This window comes from Leptothoe spongobia TAU-MAC 1115, from assembly GCF_018739885.1.
GTDB lineage: Bacteria > Cyanobacteriota > Cyanobacteriia > Phormidesmidales > Phormidesmidaceae > Leptothoe > Leptothoe spongobia.
Map to the genome: position 1 here is coordinate 51,291 of NZ_JADOES010000005.1, position 18,619 is coordinate 69,909.

Genomic DNA, 18,619 nt, shown 5'->3' on the forward strand with positions numbered 1-18,619 from the left:
ACGGCAAGACTAAATCAATATCAACCTAAAAAATAAAGAACTACCTGATATAACCTTCTTTTCGAGTAAAGTATGCGAGTTCCTCAGATAAAACTTTTACAGGCTTTGCAGGAACTCCTGCATATAAATGATAGCTATCAGAATATTTTTTATTTAAGAGTGCTTTGGCTCCTAGCACTGAAAAATCAGGCAACTGAGAACCTGGCAGAAGCACACTACACGAACCAATAAGGCAATAATCACCTATCTCTATACCCTGAGACGCCTGGACACATTTTTCAAGATCTATACTATGCGTTAGCAACTGTGAAGCATATCCTGCAAGTATCGAATATTGGCCCAAGGTAACTTTATTAGTGCAGTCTAATAAATGACGATGAGTTACTGCAGAGTAAGGTTTAAGCACAAGAGATGACTCTCTTGCGGGTTCATTAACAAATGATTTACTACTAGACTTTGGATGTCCCGTAACTAGATTAAACCTACCAATTGATGATTTTTCTTCCATCACTAAAAGGTCTAAGCTTTTACAAACTGTAAAGTCACCTATCTTTGCATTTGCTTCCATCGTTAACATTTTGGGAATAACTACAGAAAGTCCAATCCTGCTACTTGGATGTAGTTTATATCCCAAAAATTTCTCTAGAAAAATGCGACGTAGAAACCAGGGTAGTATTGAACTAACAGCAAAGATTAACAATCTTTTTTTCTGTGACTCTACAGTCATAGGGAAGATATCGAAATGCGGCTAAGGCATCTTAAAGCATACATAAAATATCTATGATCTAAGACGTTACCACCTTACGACCATAAACTTTTCCATTCAGAATTTTTTGATAAAAGTTACCAGGATTTGTAAAAAATCTAATTAACTTAAATAACCAAAAAATAGGAATATCGAAATAGCTAGGGCTTCTACGTAAAACCTTCTCAAATCTTCTTCTATTGAATTCTTTGATTAAATCGTCTATTTTCTTAGAGCCTGTAATGCTAGACCCTGTCAGTCTATAGCTGCTCAAGAATTTATTGATTACTAAGAAAGATGCGCCTGACTGATAAAGATCTAGCCAAAGCTCACCATCCCAATTAGAACGATTATTTGGGTTGAATCCACCTACAGATAGAAATTTATCAGCCTTAAAGAATGTCGATGGTTGCATCAAGTATGCAGCCTTATATGCAGCTTTGATCGCACTATAATTATCGGAATAACTTAGCCTGAGGATATTGTCAGATTCATCAATAATAGTTGTATGGCCTGAAATCACATCAATTGAACGATTTTCTTTAAAAGCATTTACAACTTTAGTAACTGCACCAGGCAATAATAAGTCATCTGAGTTAAGAAAACCTAGAATATCTCCTGTGGCCACTTGAAAGCCTTTATTCAAGCCATCAGCTGGTCCTTTATCAGGCTCTAAGACAACTTTAGATATTCTTGAAGAATATTTTTCAATGATATCTCTACTTCCATCGGTAGAACCAGGATCAACAACAATATATTCAAGATCACCATAATCTTGATCTAATACAGATAGAATAGCTTTTTCTAAAAAATCAGCCTGATTAAATGAAATAGTTACTACTGAGACACGCATATTCAGATTCAGTCAAGGAAATACAAAAGTAAAAAGCTTTAGCCTGAAGAAACAGACTTACGTCCTAACAAATAAGCCATCCATCTGAAGAATTTTGCCACTTTCCGGTTCACAAACTACTGGAGATAAGGCATATAATTCATAGCCTAAAGCACCTAAATAACGAATCATATCCTGATAAGGCATCTCATTTTCATATAAAGGAACCATTGAAAGCTCTACTTGAATCCCAGAAACAATGTCCAATATCCTCTTACTTCCTTCTAGGACCTTATCTTCAAATCCTTGTACGTCAATTTTCAGAAAAATAGACTTTTCATTAGAAAGAAAAGACTCTCTAACAAGATTATCTAGTCTTCTCATCAAAACTTTCTCTGTAGAGATATACGCTGATTTAGGGAAATGCTTTATATGAATATCTTCAAGATTTAAAGCCGAGCTACTTTGGCTATTTTCAGACACATTTATTATAAGCTCTCCATCTTCATTGGCTAAAGCAAACCTAGGAGCAACTTCCCAGTTAGCATCACCAGTACTAGCTTTAACTAAAGATTTATGGGCAGATGAGAGCGGCTCAAATGAGATAATTCGACCTTTATATTCTAACTCCCGCAAATACTGAGCATATTGCCCAGTATTTGCGCCCACATCAAGAACAAGATCAACCTTTAAATATTTAACAAAATACTGTAAACGTGCTTGAGAAGATGCTCGGGGCGAAAAACTAATAAAATCGTATCCTATACGCCTCAAGGCTTTTCTAAATAGAGTCTTCATGGGAGCATTTCAACCAAGCAAACAGAGCAAATAATATCAGATTCAGTTATTGGAAGGCTTGCTAAACACTGATTAGAAACCTATGCACATAACAACTATCTTTCTCAAAGCACAGTAGTCACTATAAGTTTCAACTCTCTAAGCGATACTGAATGCATTTCTAATAGATATACACATGTATCTAAAGAACTCCAGGAAAACTTCAAAAAGCAGAAAATTGATATCTTATATCTTAAGCTGCTCAAGCTTTTTATCAATATCAAAAGCTACAGTCTTACTGTAGGAAAGCTTATAGCATGAGCCTAGCAGCATTGGCAGAACAACATTCCAATATGTTGGATAATTCAAGAGTGCATTTAAAAGACAAGCAATCACCGCAGCATTTATCATCAGAGAATGCTGTTCTAGCTCTGAGTAAATTTTTGAAACTTGTTTATATTTTTCAGAAGTATTTGAAAGCATCCTAAACGTACCTTTCAATCTCTTTAGGAATTTTCTTCCTTGCGAAAATCTAGTCGAAAAAATAAAAATAAAAACAACTAAACCTAAAACCCCTACTTCAGCCAACATCCTTAAAAGCATCGAGTAACCATCATTTGAATTAAGTCTAGTCTCAATAAAATTAGCAGATGCTGCAAGATCGTATGAAATCGAGAAATTACCCAAACCAGTTCCAAAAAGTGGATTTTTCTGAAGTGCAACTACAGTTGAATTATATGAATTTAATATAACCTGAACACTTAGATTAGAGTAATTATCATACTGTTGAGTGATAAAAAAATTAGCCAAATCTTCAATCCTTGAGGCAATTGATACATGGAAAATATTTTTATATTTCAAGGCTAGATCTAGAGCAAAGCTCAAAGAGAAATAAAAGGAGACTGAAACCATAGAAAAAACGATCAAAAACTCTTTAAACGAATAAAAAACTCTATTTCTAAATATAACAAGAAGAAAAATAATTAATAATAGAAATATACTCGTTACTGATGCTGACAAAAATATTGCATAACCATACAAAAGTAGTATCAAGCCAGTTGTTATCTTAGTTCTTCGTTGACTACAGAAGAAAAACTTTGATAGTAAAGCTGAAAAAGCAGGAATAATGTAGTTTCCAACATCCCCAGGCTCGGTTAAAATACCTTTATACCTATCGTGGATTGATATATCTTTCCAAGGAATGGATGGATAAGGTAGATAATCATGAACTCCTTTAATAAGGTAATAAAAATAGTTTCTACCAGTCAATTTTACAAATAAGAACTCAACTACCACCAAAATTGAGATGACAGTTGAAACTGTAATAAAATCCCTTATGAATGTCTTCGCAATTTCAGGACCTTCATTAAAGTATGAAATAATAGAATAAACACCTAAAAATGCAATTAGTGAAACCAGAACTCCAATAGACTTATACAGAGAAACAAAATTGAATCCAGGTACAAGAAAACTAGTTATTGTAGATATAGTGATTATAAATAGAAATAAAAATATCATCTGTAATGAACTATTACTTCCCAATGACTGTTTCAGTGAAATCTTTTTCTTACTAGGAATATAATTAAAAAGGAACGCCGCAATAATTAAAAATAGTGACGGTTGAATAAGACCTTTCCCCGCAGCAAAAAAAGAAAAGGCCATTAATGGACTAGTATATATAGATAAACGAAGTAAACGTATAGATAGATTATTCATTGTAGATATTATAGATAGATTAGTATCGATGCAATTGCTCTAAAAAATCTTCAAGAAATTAATTCTTTATAGAGTTGATGATATTTATCAACTTGTTTGGTAATTGTAAATTTTTTCTCTACTGACTCACGAGCTTGGCGTGATAGAGCTATCAAATGTTGCTCATCATGCAATATCCAGCTTATTCCATAAGCAAGATCATCTACACTAAAGCACTCGGCACGATAACCAGTCAATTTATGCTCAACTATATCTTTTAAGCCTGTAGAATCAAAAGATATAACTGGCGTAGCACAAGCCATAGCTTCAATAGCTGTTTTTCCAAATCCTTCTTGAATAGAAGGTACAACCATTACATCAGCAGCTGAATATACTAGTGAGAGGGTGACATCATCGTGCAATCTTCCTAAGTAATTAATTTTAAAACCTATATCAACCTCCTGTTCTGGTTTGGAAGAGCCAAAGATTAACACTTCTAGAGAGTCTTTGAAGTTCTCATTGGATAATCTTTTCAAAGCTTTAGCTAAATACTGGAATCCTTTTTTCTTATTCCTTAATGGATTAATTGCACCGAAAGCGATGATTTTTTTATTTGGTGGAAGAGCTAAAGCTTCCCGGGAAAAATCTCTAGACATAGGTCTGAATTTTTTCTCATCTACTGCATTATGAATAACAACTATTTGTTGATTTCTAAATAGACTACTTGCTCTAGCACAATCAGCTAACCAATTACTAATTGCAACTACTCTGATGTTAGAGTTTTGCCATGCTTTCTTCTTCCTACTCCACAGATTTCTAGAAATATCGTTTTCCGATTTAGACCGCAGTATAGGACATTTTCCACAAGATTCAAGATATTTATTACACTCTCCAGCATAATGACATCCACCAGAAAATGGCCACATATCCCGTAATGTCCAAACAGTAGGTATATTCAAGCCACCTATCATTTCTGGGTTTAAAAAACCACCATTAATCCAATGAAGATGAACAATATCAGGTTGTATTTTACTGATAGTCTCTTTGAGCTTAAAAGAAGATGTATAGGCAGGTGAAAATCTTTCTCGTAATCTATTCTGGTAGAAAGCTAAGGATAGTTCATCAAAAGAACTCCTCACTTGGTCCAATTTACTCAAAAAAGTATTCTGAGAATTTTTTATAATAGTGGAATCATCACTAAGTTTATTGCTAACGAGAATTTTTGAATCAATTCCTTTTCTCAACAATCCTTGATGTAACCAATAAGTACCTCGAAACGCTCCGCCGCCAAGATCTCCAGTGCTGAGGTGCAAGACTTTCATATAGACACTCTTTAAAGTAGAAAATTTATTTGTCGTCATTTTTTTGTTTTCGGATCAGATGATATATCAATCTGCCAATTAGATTGGATATGAAATGAAAAACCACACATTATGTGAGTTAAATTGAGCCCTTGTATATAAAGGGTTTCAGTTAGCACTCAAATCAAGAAGTCAAAGAATTCTGACGTATCTAGGGCATTTCAGCTTTCAACTCACATAAGCCGTAAATCTCAATAATCATTGAGGCTCAGCAAAATGCATAGCATCGATTATTATCTGTCTTCTAAGTTAGATTGGCTACAGTAAATCAAAATATATATTACTTAATCTCATTTCCTGAACCCTGCATTATATTCATTTGCAATATACTGCTCCCCTTCTATTAAAACTTCAGACCATTACTCGAAATTTTCAACCCAATAACCTGATTTGCTAAACTATCAGGTTATTTTTCCTCAGCTCAAAAACTTCTACACCGATCAAAGAGAATCTCAGAAATATTGTAGTTCTGTGTACTCACAACAGACATACCTTACACAAGACTAGAAACTAGTACACTATCTTCAGTATCATCATTCTCAGCAGTAATTTTAGTTAATCAAAAGACATTTTTTGATTAACTTTGACATAAATATATTATTGGATTGAAAGTCAAGAAAATTTACTCTCGATGTGAAGCTATACTAATCAATTAGAACAAACTTTTTGCTTCTCTTCCTGACTAGCGAATATCAGAACCTAATTCGCCAATGACCATTACCTTAAATCTTCATTGGATTGCTTAGAAGCTAACTTTAAGCAGGTTGCAAATTACTCATAATGAGTACATCCTTCTGTATAATGCTCTCCTCTTATAGTTGAAAAGATTGATTCTTGATCTCGCTTAGGATAATTTTTAAGAGCCATTTTTCGGCTAAATATCTAACTGTTGAGAGTTAATGAAGGTATATTGCTTCGTCAATTAAATAGAACTATGAGATTTCAGTTTAAAGCTTCTATTTCATCGGGCCTAGACAGACAATGTAATCTGTTTGATTGGTTTAATATAGCTGCTAAAAGCACTGGATAGCTGGATAAGAGTCTACTTTTTCGGAGCTATACCAGAAGAATTCGATATGAGTTCTCTGAATAGGGGCTTTGCCAGACGAAAATATTGAATAAAATCCAGAGATATGGATTTTGTCCAGAGAATCTGACGTTGAATTGTAAGTTACAGAGTACGACAACATGACCTTAAAGACGAAATTAAAATTGTTCGCAAAGCAGATTCTATACTTTGGAGGGCAACGTTATTGCATCGTTTGCAATAACAACTCAAACAAGTTTCTACCAGCTGGTGTCCATTTGAGATCGGACGCACGATGTCCGTTTTGCTATTCTCTTGAGCGCCACAGACTCGCAATGTTTTTTTTTCGTGAGAAAACCAATCTGTTCGACGGCCAAGCCAAGCATCTTCTGCATGTCGCACCCGAGCATGCATTTAAGAAAATCTTTTCTGAGGCTATTGGAAACGGTTATCTCACTGCCGACTTAATGGCTACAGATGTTATGGAGAAGATGGACATCACCAATATACAACATCCTGAAAACAGCTTTGATATCATCTATTGTTCACATGTTTTTGAACATGTCCCTGATGATCGCAAGGCAATGCGTGAATTTTTCCGTGTGCTACGGCCATCTGGCTGGGCAGTACTTAACGTGCCAATAGTTGCTGACGTGACGTACGAAGATCCTTCAATTACCGATCCTGATGAGCGAACACGTCTTTTTGGTCAACCTGATCATGTTCGAAATTATGGCCCTGATTATAAAAATCGCCTTGAAGAAGCAGGTTTCAATGTCTCTGTATTCTCTCCAGAAGATTTCTTAAGCACTGATGAAATCGAGAGACAAGGTATGGGCAATAGAAAGGCTACCGGTGCGATCTACTACTGTAGAAAAAAGTAACAAACAGATAAACTACAGCTAAGTAGGTTATCCAAATTAGGCTTCAGATACCGAGGCTCCCTTCCGTCCCCAAATCCTGGGGGAGGCTAGACTCAAAACCCTCAAAATTTGGGGTTTGGGGGATATACGAGGAGACCTATTTTCGCTCTTCTATCTTATAAATGATTAGGTCAACCTACTTAGATCAGTTTTGCATGTGTACTTCACGCATCGGTGTTTCCCCGGTTAGATTATCCTACTGGTCCAATTGTTTTGATTGCAAATTAATCAGAAAGTCGAGTTGCTGAAGGAGATTCAGTAACTGTTTTTTGATAGTTGGGAACAAGCAGCAATTACTCCAATAATGCAATAGAAGCATAAGGTTTCAGCCTAAAGCTTTTATTTCAAAATGTCTACATAGACAATACAGTCTATTTGATTATCGGTTTAATAAGTCGATATATATATTGCCTAACCTTTTACCTTGCACTTTTGCATCATATTCATCCTCAATATATCGACGTCCTTCTAGCAATACTTCAGACCATTGCTCTAGATTTTTGACAAGCCAAGTCAAATGAGTTACTAAACCATCAACATCCCTTTCCTTAGCTAAAAAACTTCGACACCGATTAAAGGCAACCTCAGGAATATCGCAGTGTTCAGTACTCACAACTGGCATACCTGACGCAATCATTTCAATAATGGAAACTGGTGCACCACCTTCAGTATCACCGTTCTCTGCAGTGACGCTGGGTGATAAAAAGATATGATTTTTATATGCCTCTGCCATCAATACATCATGGGGCTGAAAACCGAGGAAGTTAACTTTTTCAGTTAGTTTATAGTCATCAATAAGAGAAAGTATTTTTCGCTTTTCTTCTTGGCTCCGAACATCAGAACTTGAGTCTCCAATAATCGTTATTTTGATATCTTGTTTATGTTGAAATTCACCTAATGCTTTAATCGCAAACTGGATACCTTTTTTCTCACGAAAAGAAGCAACTATCAATATATTTAAGGTTTCACCAGGTATCCAGTTTCTAGGTCGAAAAGGAATTTTGTCGAGTACAACTCCTAAATGATGCACCCGAATCTTTTCCTTTGGGCATCCCATCTTAACAATACACCTAGCCATGTAAGAGCCCTCACATAGCACACCATCAATCTCTTGAAAGACCTTCTGATAGCGATCAAGCCATTCAGGATTCTGACGCGGCAAATAGTTGACATCCAGCCCATAGAAAGTCACTAGATGCTTTGCATCACAATGCTTAACTATCGATAGATTCTCCCACGCTCGGGGGCCGAAATGCGAGTGAATTATATCGACATCTAGTTTTTGAGCAATCTCTTTGAAATACCCAAGATAGTTTCTGAATCCCAGTTTTCTTAATCCCTTATCCCAAAAATATCTCCACTTGGGCACCTCCGAAAAAGAGTAGATATATGGGATAGAGAATGTTTCACTATTCAGACGTCTGTCACACAGCACAGCATTATTAATATTTGGAGGTAGATAAACAACCTGGTTATATAGCCAGTTTTCAGTCAGATTCAGCCATTGCTGATGAGAATGACACACTTGAATAGTTTTTTTATTAGATATCACAGCTTTATTAGTATTTTTCATGGCAAAGCTAATCATTATTCAATGTGACTATAAAAGATCTAAGAGTTTCAAAATAACTTTATTAGCAATAGCCAATTAGGCAGTGACTACTCTTCATATCATTCGATTGTTCTAATGTATAGTTTCAATTTTTCTGGCATCCAAAAGTTGTTAACAAACTACTCATTTGTTCTTGATTTAGTAACCAACTGGCTAATAGATAAGAAGTTAATCCACTAACCACAAGAACTGCTAATACAACTGAGGGAGCAAACGTTACAGGCAGGATCCACATCTTTAGTCCCACCAAGACAGCAAGCATACATATGCTCACCATAAAAGGTCGCCAAAGTACTCTCAGCATGTTACGCACACGTAACTCTATCAACTGAAATGGAATCGCAAAGTTGTGATAGGAAAGTACAGCCACTGCAATGGCATAGGCAGTGGCCACTCCGATAATATCCCATCTCAAACCAATTGCAATTGCAGTAGTAACCACTAAACCTGAACCAACTCCCCAGATAAACATCCAGTCTGTACGACCTTTTGCCGTGTAGATAGTCCCTACTGTTGTCACAATTGACTGCAGCAGTCCTACAGGGGATAAAATCATCAGAAGTAGAATAACAGGTTGCCATTTATCTCCAAAAAACGTCATGACAAATGGCTCTGAAAGCACTAAAAGCCCCATCATCATTGGAAATGTGACTAAGGCAATAGTGGATACCACTTTGAGGTAAGCCTGCTTAAATCGAACATTGTCATTTTGGATTTGAACAAATGTAGGAAACATTACACGGGTAATCACTGTAGAAATATTTTGTAGAGGGTAAAGCATCAGGCGATAAGCAAGCGTGTAATAGCCCAATGCCTCAGTACCTAAAAATTTGCCAATCAATAGATAGTCTGCATTTCTAGCAAAAAAATTAAAGATGTTAAAACCAGTTAAATTTAGACTATAACTACTAACTTGCTGTATATCTTTCAAAGAGAAAAACAGTTTTGGCCGCCATCGGATTGCCCCCAAAGTTAGCAAAGTAGTCACGCCGGCAACCACAATAGCTTGATATACCAAACTCCACACTCCAAGCCCCATAAACGCCATGCCAATTCCTATCAGTGCACCTAGTACGACAGCAGCTAGTTCAATTTTAGCCAAGGCGTTAAAAGCTAAATCTTTTTCTAAAAGTGCCTTTTGCAAAATGCTAAGGCCAGAAATTCCAAAGGTCAGGGATAGTAATCTTAGAACAGGGATTAGTCTAGGCTCTGAATAAAAGGCAGCTATCAAAGGTGCGACCAGTAGCAACACAAGGGTTCCTGCGATACCAAAGGCCACGTTAACCCAAAAAATACTGTGGACAAGAGAATCAGAAATCTCACTTTTTTGAATGATTGCAGATGATGTCCCCAAATCTTTAAAGAGATTCACAAAGCCAATTACTATTGTAGCCATCCCTAATAAGCCAAAATCATCCGGCGACAGTAACCTAGCTAACACAGCAGTCGTAAAAAATTGCATAACTTGTCGCCCCACTTGGGAGATAGCAGACCACTTAATACCAGATGTTGCTTTTTCCCTTAGAGACAGCATAATTTTTTCGCTGAAATAGTATAGCTCGCTGTTTCTTGCGGATGCCTATCATGCTTATCCAAGATCGGTGCAATGGTTTGTCCTAACCACCAAACAGGAATCCAAAAAGACTTCAAAAAACCAGTAGAAAACCGCATCGTATGGTAGTTGAATTTAAGAATCCACGTCTGCCAAAAGCCTGTGTTTTCGGTGATTTCTATTTCAACAAACCCATTTTTTTGTAGGAGATACTCTAAGCCGTAGCGTGTGTAGCGAAAATAATCATAGGGCTCCTCGTGAACATGCCACATAAATGGGACAGTTATAAATATTTTGCCTTGAGGCTTGAGAATACGAAAACATTCTGACAGAAAAAGGCTAGGTTCTGGCAAATGTTCAAGAACCTGAAAAGAAGTAACCGTGTCAGCGTAATTAGAATCAAAGGGTAGTCTTTCACAAAGGTTAGCAAAGACATCAACATGAGTCTGATCATGCAGACTATTTTCCCAATCAACTCCTACATATTGTTTTGCAACACTGAGTATGTGACGTTTGTAGGGAGCTGTTCCACATCCAAGATCTACAACTAATCCTTCATAAGGTAAGGATTTGACAATCTTTTCGTTGATTTTATGAATAAGAAAATTATAATTACTCATACCAACTGCTTTTAATTTTCTTGCAAGGTACACCAGCATAGATAGAGTTTGCTTCAAGCGCACCTTTTATAATTGCCCCTGCTCCAACCACTACATTTTCATTAATAATGCTCCCTGGTAAAATAGTACAATTGGCACCAATAAATACATTATTTTTAATAACTATATTTTTGATTACTCGTTCTTCAGTCACTTTTTTCCCAAAGTTATAATGGTTAGAATAAGCAATAACTTTAGTGCCAGGCCCGATAGCGACATCATTTCCAATCGATACTGTTCCATGGCAAACGTTGACATAACAAAAGGCTGCTAAGTGCGAGTTATCTCCAATACTAAAAGTGCCATGTGTATTTAAGATATAGCAAGCATGATAAAGGCAACTTTTATTGCCAGATTTAAAGTTATTTTTATTGGTTATTAATACGTTTGTATCTATAAAACATTCAGTTTTATAAACTATTCGCCTTAGGCAGACGGCTAATTCAGAATGATTTCCTCTAATAAAAGCCTCAATAAATCCCAAGAAGAAATCTATTATTAGTTTGCATTTCTGAGCTATTAGTTTAAGCATGGAAAGTTTATGCAACATTCAACAGCCTTATCAGCATTTGGAAAGCCCTCAACTGTCTGTGAAGGATGAATATTTGTACGAAACCAAACACCAGGAATTACGCCCAACTTTTTGTAAGCCCAGGTAGTGTTCCTTTTTTTTTCAGGTTCTACTAATATTGGATATCGTAAATATACTGGAATAGAATCTTGAATCACGGTGGGCTTTCTGTAACCATGTTCTTCACACCAGTAATCCCAACGTTTAGCATATTTCCTTCTACGGTCATTGTAGCTATCAATCTTTAAAAGCTGATTTGAACCAATAGCAGCTAATGGTGCTGCCATCTTTTGGCCATAATGCTTAGGGCGAATACCTTTAGTTTCTTCGAGTGTTGTTGAGATTAGCTGTTTATGGCCATATCTCAAATCCCAAATATCTCCTAACCACCAACGCTGAGGATGTTTAAACTTATAAAAATCTAAAATAACATTGTGTAACTGCTTATCAAGCCAACCTACCTTTGGATAAGGTACTTGTTGATAGTATTCCTCTAGTTTTGTTGCTAATTCTGGGTTATTTGTAGTAGCAATACCGCCCTGAATAGTAGTGAAAATTTTTGAATGTTCACTACTATAAAAAGCAACATCACCTAAATTTCCAACTTTTTGACCTCTAAACTCAGCACCTGTTGAATGAGCACAATCTTCAATCACCTTTAGATTGTAGTGCTTTGCCAAATCGACAATAGCTTGATAGTCTCGGCAAACCAAACCATAAAGGTGATGTAATAAAATAGCACGTGTTTTAGAAGTAATGCGAGCCTCGATTCTATTTATATCAAGCCCATAAGTATCAAGCTCGATATCAGAGTAAACCACTTTTACACTGGCAAACTTAAAAGCATTAGGTACAACAACACATGTATAAGCAGGTACAATTACCTCATCTCCTGGCCGTAGTCCTAAAGCATAAATACATGCACTTAAAGCTACTCTGCCAGCCATAAATGCCAAGGCATATTTTGAACTATTCCAGGCAGCAAATTTACTCTCAAAACTTTCAACTGTGCTGCTATCGTCCCACTTCCCACGATCTGCCAAAAGCTTTTTTGCCAGGTTTACATCATCTGAATCGAGAGTCATTGAGACTAATGAAGGCGTCACTAATGGCTCACCTGAAAGAATCTTTTTAAGATTTCTAGCTTGGTTTTTACCAACCTTCAAAAATCTCCTGATCTCTATATATTCTGCTTTAAGGGTGTTTTTCAAGTTACTTAAGATTACTCTTGTGAAATAGCTAGCTTCATCCTAATCAAGCACCTAATTCAAAATCTTTTTGACCGCTTTGATAACATCTTCAACATCGCTCTCTGTAAGTTTTGCAGACAATGGCAAGCTTACCGTTTGTCTACCAATCTTCGTAGCTACAGGATATTTCGATATATCCCATCCAAACTTTTGCTGGTAATAAGGGTGCTCAGGAATACTCAAATAATGAACACCAACACCAATATTTTCAGCTGTCATTCTATTGAGAAACTCATCCCGACTTAGCCCTACCTTCGCCTCGTCAATCAGAACCGTATATAAATGGTAGGCATGACGAGTGTTCATCTCTGGAGAAGCAGGTAACCCAATAGGCCAATCAGCAAAAGCATCATTATATCGATGCCAAATCTCTTGTCTCCGATACCAATACTTATCAACTCGCTTCAGTTGATGTAAACCGATAGCCCCTTGCAGGTCCATCATATTGTACTTAAATCCACACTCGGTTACATAATAATGTTTATAGCCATCATCACCAAAACGTTTCCAAGCATCTTTGCTCATACCATGCAGAGCCAATACCTTGATTCGTGAAGCATCACTTTCCTCACGACAAAGCACCATGCCACCTTCACCAGTGACAATATTTTTAGTCACATAAAAGCTGAAACACCCAAAATCACCCAATGTGCCAGCTTTTCTACCCTTATATTCCGTTTCAATAGCATGGGCACAGTCTTCAATCAACTTTAAGTTATGGCGCTTAGCTATCAAACAAAGTGCATCCATATCACAAGAACGACCAGCAAAATGAACAGCAATAATTGCTTTTGTTTTTGGGGTTATTTTGGCCTCGACCTGTGCAGGATCGATATTCATCGTCATTGGATCAACATCAGCTAATACCGGTTTAGCTCCCGCATGAATAATGGTATTAACAGTGGCACAGAAGGTCAGTGGCGTTGTAATGACCTCATCGCCTGGATCTAACTCAGATGCCAACATACTTAGATGCAGTGCTGCCGTACAAGAATTGAGGGCAACTGCATAGCTAGCATTTTTGTAAGCTTTGAAGTCATTTTCAAATTGGGCAACCTTAGGCCCTGTCCCCAACCAACCACTTTTGAGACTTTTCACAACTTCTTGGATCTCAGCATCTTCAATCATGGGAGAACCAAAAACCAAAAAATCATCTTTTGTTCGAACGGGGCCATTAAGTTGTGTCAACAGAACTGGAACTTTCATATACAATCCTCTCTGCGAATTAAAATAATTTGAGTTAATACGCCAGTGAGCAATTCAGAAACTTCAAGTCAATATTTTTCGCCCGAGAAGCCTTACCAAGAGGTCGGTTGATCGGAGTATCATCTTCTAGAAGCTCTAACAAATAAATGAGCCCCCCTCGCTTTAGTTTGACTACTCTTTGCAAGATTTCAACTAAGACATTTCTGTACAATAAATTATCGCCAAGAGCTAAACAAACGGACTGATTATCAATAAAATCTTTACCTAAAATAAAAGCCTGAGCCAATCCATCTGGAGTCGCTTGTATTTTACAGTTAAGGTTTAGCCCCCATTGACTACCATCACCCAAAAGTTTTCGAAACAAAGGCAAATCATGGGGAGTTGAGATTACCAAGATTTCTCTAATTCCAGCTACAATAAGAACCGATAATGGATAGTAAATCATCGGCTTGTCATATACTGGCATTAATTGCTTATTAACGACTTGTGTTAGTGGATATAACCTTGATCCAGTACCACCAGCTAATAAAACCCCTTTCATCTGTTAGAATCGGTGAAGTTTACTTATTTTAAATTCTAGTTGCGTGTTTCTTATACAGCTTTATTTGCTTGGTTATTTTTAATCCAGTCATCATTTCCTTACAAAATTTATAACATTAGTAACAAGAATATGGCGAGGGAATTGTTTATCATATTCAAGCTTAAATAGTACAGCCACCCTACCTAATACAATAGAACCACTGTGACTATTCGTTTGTTCTAACAAGATAGATTCAAGTGATTTGGGAATCGTCAAGACAGTCTCCTTTTATGTTATAAAGCCTTCAAAAAAGTTTCCCCTGAAGAAGGTTTTTGAAGGCTTATTGCTTAGTTAGCGCTTTTATATATTGTTGCCCGATAGCATAAGGCGTGAAAGAGGTTGTCATCTCATATCTGCCTCGATTGCCCATCTGCTCCACAAGCTCAGCATTAGTGCTTAGTAAACGTATAAATCGGGCTAGCAATTCACTGTCTCCATTTCTAAATGAAGACCCATAAGCACCTTTCTGAACTAGCTCTTCCAAATAAGTCCCCTTCGGACAAATCAACGCAATTGGCCTTCCCGCTGCCAACGCTGGATATAACTTACTCGGAGCCACCAAACTCTCCATCCCCTTACTCACACTAACTAAGGAAACATCACATGCTGTCATTGAGTAGGGAATATCTTTCTTATCCTGATAGGGCAGAAACAAAAAGTTGGTTAAATTTTCAAACCGCACACTTTCTATCAGCTTCTCTCGTTTTGCTCCACCCCCAATACAGACGAACTTGATAGGTTCATCTCGCAGTAGCTTAGCAGCTTCGAAAATAGTGTCAATATCGTGACAACGCCCCATATTGCCTGAATACATCACAGTAAAGGTATCCACTAAGCCATGTTTATGAGCAAACCAATTATCTTTTTTAGAAATAGGTTTTATGAGCTCTGGATCTGCCCAACTATGAATAACTTCTACCTTATGAGCGATCTTGGGACAATGGCCTAGTACTCGTTCCTTCATAGCTGGGCTCAATACTACTAGGGATTTAGCTCGACGCCACACTAGCTTATTAAGCCAACGCCATAATCTTGCAACTGGATGATTGTAATTCACTACGCCTAATTCCACTGCAATGTCTGGATATAGGTCATACAAAATAACGACATAGGGAGTATCAAATAGTAAATTAGCGAGATAGCCAACCACTGGTAAAAAAGGAGGAGCTGTTGTTAACAACAGGACCTGATCTTTCTTCCAGCCGTGGCGCAGTAAGTGCAAAAAAGCCCGAGCAGCGAACAATAAACCATTGATGGCTTTTCCTCTAATTCGGTTAGACCAGAGTTGAGTTGCGCGCGAACGATAGACTTTTAAATTCTTAAATGACTCTCGGCTAGGCGCGATCGCATCTCCATACGCATATCCCGGTTGCCCCGTAAACACCTCTATCGGCATCCCCTGTTTCGCTAACTGCCTAACCAGCTCATCCAGTAGTTGCCCCGTTGCCGCATAATCGGGAGCAAAAAACTGTGTAATCAGTTTCACCTTTTGCCGAACTGACCGCGTCTCTGCTAAGTCTACGAAGTAAGCTGTGTCAGAAGAGATATCCCGTTTGCCAAGTACCATGGTTGTAGACGCCAAAATGGAAACGATAAAAAAAGCCGCTGTAACTGATTAATCTAAGTGACAAGCGTTTAAAGGAGTGCTTAGGATATGTGCGCTAGATACCATGATCGCTAGAAAATCAAACCCATAGGCTGGAGTGATTAGAAAATACAGATAAATCGCTCAATATAACTGCTAGGGTCAATTTATGACTGCTAGCCATACAAATAAAAGTTGAATAAACGATACACCCAAAAGCCAGGTGAAATCTACCCTAAGCAATGGCCAAACTGTTCACTGCTAACAAACATGAACAGCACACCTATATCTTCATCCAACATACTGTCGTTATTCAGGACAATGAAACAACACTAGCAAATGAAGATATGAGAAGACATAGCCAGAGTTAGGAGCAACATTAACAGACACTCGGGGATTTGCACCACATTATTTATAAAAAACCTTGTGAGCCAATATTACTGCGACAGATGAACGTTCACAGCTGCCTGACTCCAAAGGATAGTCATGCAGGAGAACTCCCATAGGACAAACATTTGCTATGCATATCTATGGTTAAATGCAAAACTGCTCCTATTCAAAATATAAACTTTAATGAAGTTAGGCTTGCAATATGAGTCTTAGTTAGAGTTTTTAGAGTATTGTTTCTGCCTAAAGCTACGGCTAGAAAAAATCCGTTCTCGCTCTAGTCAATGTGTTCTTGTGGATGTTAAGACTAGCCCATACCTATAAGTCATGGCTTATAGGTTTTTCAAGGCTCTATCTACCGCTATGACAAGTGTTTCAACGCTAACGCGTTTAGTAGTTGCAGGAATCGTACTCGGCACTGTCTTCGCTAATGCGAAAACAGTTATTGCTAATGTCGCGCCATTGCCTGAGCCGACTTCAACAAGCGTTACCTCCCCTAACGACGTTTACCTCTTGGGTCCTGGCGATTTAATTGGTATCGATGTTTTTAATGTGCCGGAATATGCAGGTGAGCAACGGGTTTTGGCTAATGGAAAAGTAAATTTGCCAGCCATTGGCCAGTTAGCAATTGCAGGGCTCACAATCCCTCAGGCAGAACAAGCGATTAGCAATGCTTATAGTGCCAATGTGCGTTATCCCCGCATCACGGTTAGCTTGCTCACACCACGCCAGCTACGCATTGCCATTACTGGAGAGATTCATCAGCCCGGTGTATACACCATCTCAGTGGATGAAACAGGTCAATTTCCCACATTAGTGGATGCGATTCAACTAGCAGGTGGCATGACCCAGTCTGCAAACCTGGAGCAGGTGCAGGTGCAGCGTAATGTGGAGAACGGCAATACTCAAAATGTTGTCAGCAACTTGTCAATGTTAATTGGCCAGGGCGATTTGCTACAGAATATTCCTCTTCGTGATGGCGATTCCATTACCATTAGCCAGGCCAGTGCAATCGATCTACGGGCCTCAAATCAACTGGCAGTATCGAATCTAGCCACTGACGAAGAGGAAGCTATAAGTGTGGTAGTCGTGGGTGAAGTGTTTCGTCCCGGTACTTACAATTACGCCTCCCGCAGCGCATCGAATCAATCGGTGACTGTGGGTAATGACACGACAGCTAACACGGTACAACAGCCTGGAAGACTAACTGTGACACGGGCACTACGTTTAGCAGGTGGAATTAAGCCCTTGGCAGACCTGCATAGGGTTGAGGTTAAACGCACAGCTCGTTCTGGTGATAGTCAAACTATTTCTCTTGACCTGTGGCAGTTGGTAGAAGCTGGTGAAAATAGTCAAGATCTGGTGCTGCAGGCAGGCGATACCATTGTTGTCCCGACGGCAGTAGCGGCGAATCCAGAACAGATTAGTAGACTGACTGCCACCAATCTGTCACCTGACACGATTAGTGTAAATGTAGTCGGAGAAGTCGAGCAACCGGGGACAGTCACCGTAGCAGCCAATACCACACTCAATCAGGCGATGTTAGCAGCTGGTGGCTTTAATCGACGGGCTAAGGAAGAAACCGTTGAGCTGATTCGGCTCAATCCCAATGGTACGGTTACTCGCCGAGTTATTGAGATTGACTTAGCTCAAGGATTAGATGCTGAGAATAATCCGATTGTGCAGCATAACGATATTGTTGTTGTTGATCCAAGTACAGCGGCAAGTTTTGCAGACAATCTCGGGGTCCTATTGAGTCCTTTTTTACAGATTTTGCCTATCCTGAATTTTGCGAACTAGTACATGGTGTCATCCTGTAGTGTTTGGCAATATTTAACCTTTAGACGTCACTGGGTC

Annotated in this window: 14 protein-coding genes and 1 pseudogene; 2 read left to right on the forward strand and 13 right to left on the reverse strand. The window is 38.1% G+C overall.

The genetic code is table 11. The annotated features are described in order from the left end of the window. Nucleotides 1–40: 40 nt before the first annotated feature. The 5 genes from IXB50_RS04010 to IXB50_RS04030 form a co-directional block, all read right to left on the reverse strand. Nucleotides 41–727, reverse strand: coding sequence for an acyltransferase (locus IXB50_RS04010; protein ID WP_215607654.1), 687 nt, complete (start codon nucleotides 725–727; stop codon nucleotides 41–43). A gap of 58 nt (nucleotides 728–785) precedes the next feature. Beyond that, complete coding sequence (locus IXB50_RS04015; protein ID WP_215607655.1) at nucleotides 786–1,598, reverse strand: glycosyltransferase family 2 protein; 813 nt, start codon at nucleotides 1,596–1,598, stop codon at nucleotides 786–788. A gap of 57 nt (nucleotides 1,599–1,655) precedes the next feature. Then, entirely contained in the window at nucleotides 1,656–2,375 is a 720-nt protein-coding gene (locus tag IXB50_RS04020; protein ID WP_215607656.1) for an FkbM family methyltransferase, read from the reverse strand. Nucleotides 2,376–2,600: 225 nt separating this feature from the next. Continuing rightward, entirely contained in the window at nucleotides 2,601–4,070 is a 1,470-nt protein-coding gene (locus tag IXB50_RS04025) for an O-antigen ligase family protein (RefSeq protein WP_215607657.1), read from the reverse strand. A 50-nt stretch (nucleotides 4,071–4,120) separates the two neighbouring features. Continuing rightward, a complete protein-coding gene (locus tag IXB50_RS04030) occupies nucleotides 4,121–5,371 on the reverse strand; it encodes a glycosyltransferase (RefSeq protein ID WP_215607658.1) in 1,251 nt (416 codons plus the stop codon). A 1,401-nt stretch (nucleotides 5,372–6,772) separates the two neighbouring features. Between IXB50_RS04030 and IXB50_RS04035 the strand changes: the two genes are divergently transcribed. Continuing rightward, on the forward strand, nucleotides 6,773–7,321 hold the full coding sequence (locus IXB50_RS04035; RefSeq protein ID WP_215607659.1) for a class I SAM-dependent methyltransferase: 549 nt from the start codon (nucleotides 6,773–6,775) through the stop codon (nucleotides 7,319–7,321). A 418-nt stretch (nucleotides 7,322–7,739) separates the two neighbouring features. Here the strand turns inward: IXB50_RS04035 and IXB50_RS04040 are convergent, their stop codons facing one another. From IXB50_RS04040 to IXB50_RS04075, 8 genes and pseudogenes are all read right to left on the reverse strand, one after another. After that, nucleotides 7,740–8,948: a glycosyltransferase gene (locus IXB50_RS04040; protein ID WP_246564076.1), complete on the reverse strand. Its 1,209-nt coding sequence runs from the start codon at nucleotides 8,946–8,948 to the stop codon at nucleotides 7,740–7,742. A 109-nt stretch (nucleotides 8,949–9,057) separates the two neighbouring features. Then, on the reverse strand, nucleotides 9,058–10,506 hold the full coding sequence (locus IXB50_RS04045; RefSeq protein ID WP_246564077.1) for an MOP flippase family protein: 1,449 nt from the start codon (nucleotides 10,504–10,506) through the stop codon (nucleotides 9,058–9,060). Then, nucleotides 10,494–11,183 (reverse strand): class I SAM-dependent methyltransferase, encoded by a 690-nt coding sequence (locus IXB50_RS04050; RefSeq protein ID WP_215607660.1) that lies wholly within the window; start codon nucleotides 11,181–11,183, stop codon nucleotides 10,494–10,496. The genes IXB50_RS04045 and IXB50_RS04050 overlap by 13 nt, the downstream gene beginning before the upstream one ends. After that, a complete protein-coding gene (locus IXB50_RS04055) occupies nucleotides 11,137–11,715 on the reverse strand; it encodes an acyltransferase (RefSeq protein WP_215607661.1) in 579 nt (192 codons plus the stop codon). Before IXB50_RS04055 ends, IXB50_RS04050 begins: the two co-directional genes overlap by 47 nt. Beyond that, nucleotides 11,703–12,965: a DegT/DnrJ/EryC1/StrS family aminotransferase gene (locus IXB50_RS04060; protein WP_215607662.1), complete on the reverse strand. Its 1,263-nt coding sequence runs from the start codon at nucleotides 12,963–12,965 to the stop codon at nucleotides 11,703–11,705. The genes IXB50_RS04055 and IXB50_RS04060 overlap by 13 nt, the downstream gene beginning before the upstream one ends. Before the next feature lie 51 nt (nucleotides 12,966–13,016). Further along, the gene (locus IXB50_RS04065) at nucleotides 13,017–14,210 is read right to left on the reverse strand and encodes a DegT/DnrJ/EryC1/StrS family aminotransferase (RefSeq protein ID WP_215607663.1); all 1,194 of its coding nucleotides are present in this window, start codon (nucleotides 14,208–14,210) and stop codon (nucleotides 13,017–13,019) included. A gap of 142 nt (nucleotides 14,211–14,352) precedes the next feature. Further along, a pseudogene (locus IXB50_RS04070) lies at nucleotides 14,353–14,751 on the reverse strand (sugar nucleotidyltransferase); the annotation flags it as partial. Nucleotides 14,752–15,070: 319 nt separating this feature from the next. Beyond that, nucleotides 15,071–16,357: a glycosyltransferase family 4 protein gene (locus IXB50_RS04075; protein ID WP_215607665.1), complete on the reverse strand. Its 1,287-nt coding sequence runs from the start codon at nucleotides 16,355–16,357 to the stop codon at nucleotides 15,071–15,073. Nucleotides 16,358–17,125: 768 nt separating this feature from the next. Between IXB50_RS04075 and IXB50_RS04080 the strand changes: the two genes are divergently transcribed. After that, entirely contained in the window at nucleotides 17,126–18,562 is a 1,437-nt protein-coding gene (locus IXB50_RS04080) for an SLBB domain-containing protein (RefSeq protein WP_215607666.1), read from the forward strand. Nucleotides 18,563–18,619 lie beyond the last annotated feature (57 nt).

Coding starts and splice junctions, on each gene's coding strand:
- IXB50_RS04010 (WP_215607654.1), bottom strand. CDS start 727: ATGACTGTAGAGTCACAGAAAAAAAGATTGTTAATCTTTGCTGTTAGT.
- IXB50_RS04015 (WP_215607655.1), bottom strand. CDS start 1,598: ATGCGTGTCTCAGTAGTAACTATTTCATTTAATCAGGCTGATTTTTTA.
- IXB50_RS04020 (WP_215607656.1), bottom strand. CDS start 2,375: ATGAAGACTCTATTTAGAAAAGCCTTGAGGCGTATAGGATACGATTTT.
- IXB50_RS04025 (WP_215607657.1), bottom strand. CDS start 4,070: ATGAATAATCTATCTATACGTTTACTTCGTTTATCTATATATACTAGT.
- IXB50_RS04030 (WP_215607658.1), bottom strand. CDS start 5,371: ATGAAAGTCTTGCACCTCAGCACTGGAGATCTTGGCGGCGGAGCGTTT.
- IXB50_RS04035 (WP_215607659.1), top strand. CDS start 6,773: ATGTTTTTTTTTCGTGAGAAAACCAATCTGTTCGACGGCCAAGCCAAG.
- IXB50_RS04040 (WP_246564076.1), bottom strand. CDS start 8,948: ATGATTAGCTTTGCCATGAAAAATACTAATAAAGCTGTGATATCTAAT.
- IXB50_RS04045 (WP_246564077.1), bottom strand. CDS start 10,506: ATGCTGTCTCTAAGGGAAAAAGCAACATCTGGTATTAAGTGGTCTGCT.
- IXB50_RS04050 (WP_215607660.1), bottom strand. CDS start 11,183: ATGCTGGTGTACCTTGCAAGAAAATTAAAAGCAGTTGGTATGAGTAAT.
- IXB50_RS04055 (WP_215607661.1), bottom strand. CDS start 11,715: ATGCTTAAACTAATAGCTCAGAAATGCAAACTAATAATAGATTTCTTC.
- IXB50_RS04065 (WP_215607663.1), bottom strand. CDS start 14,210: ATGAAAGTTCCAGTTCTGTTGACACAACTTAATGGCCCCGTTCGAACA.
- IXB50_RS04075 (WP_215607665.1), bottom strand. CDS start 16,357: ATGGTACTTGGCAAACGGGATATCTCTTCTGACACAGCTTACTTCGTA.
- IXB50_RS04080 (WP_215607666.1), top strand. CDS start 17,126: ATGACAAGTGTTTCAACGCTAACGCGTTTAGTAGTTGCAGGAATCGTA.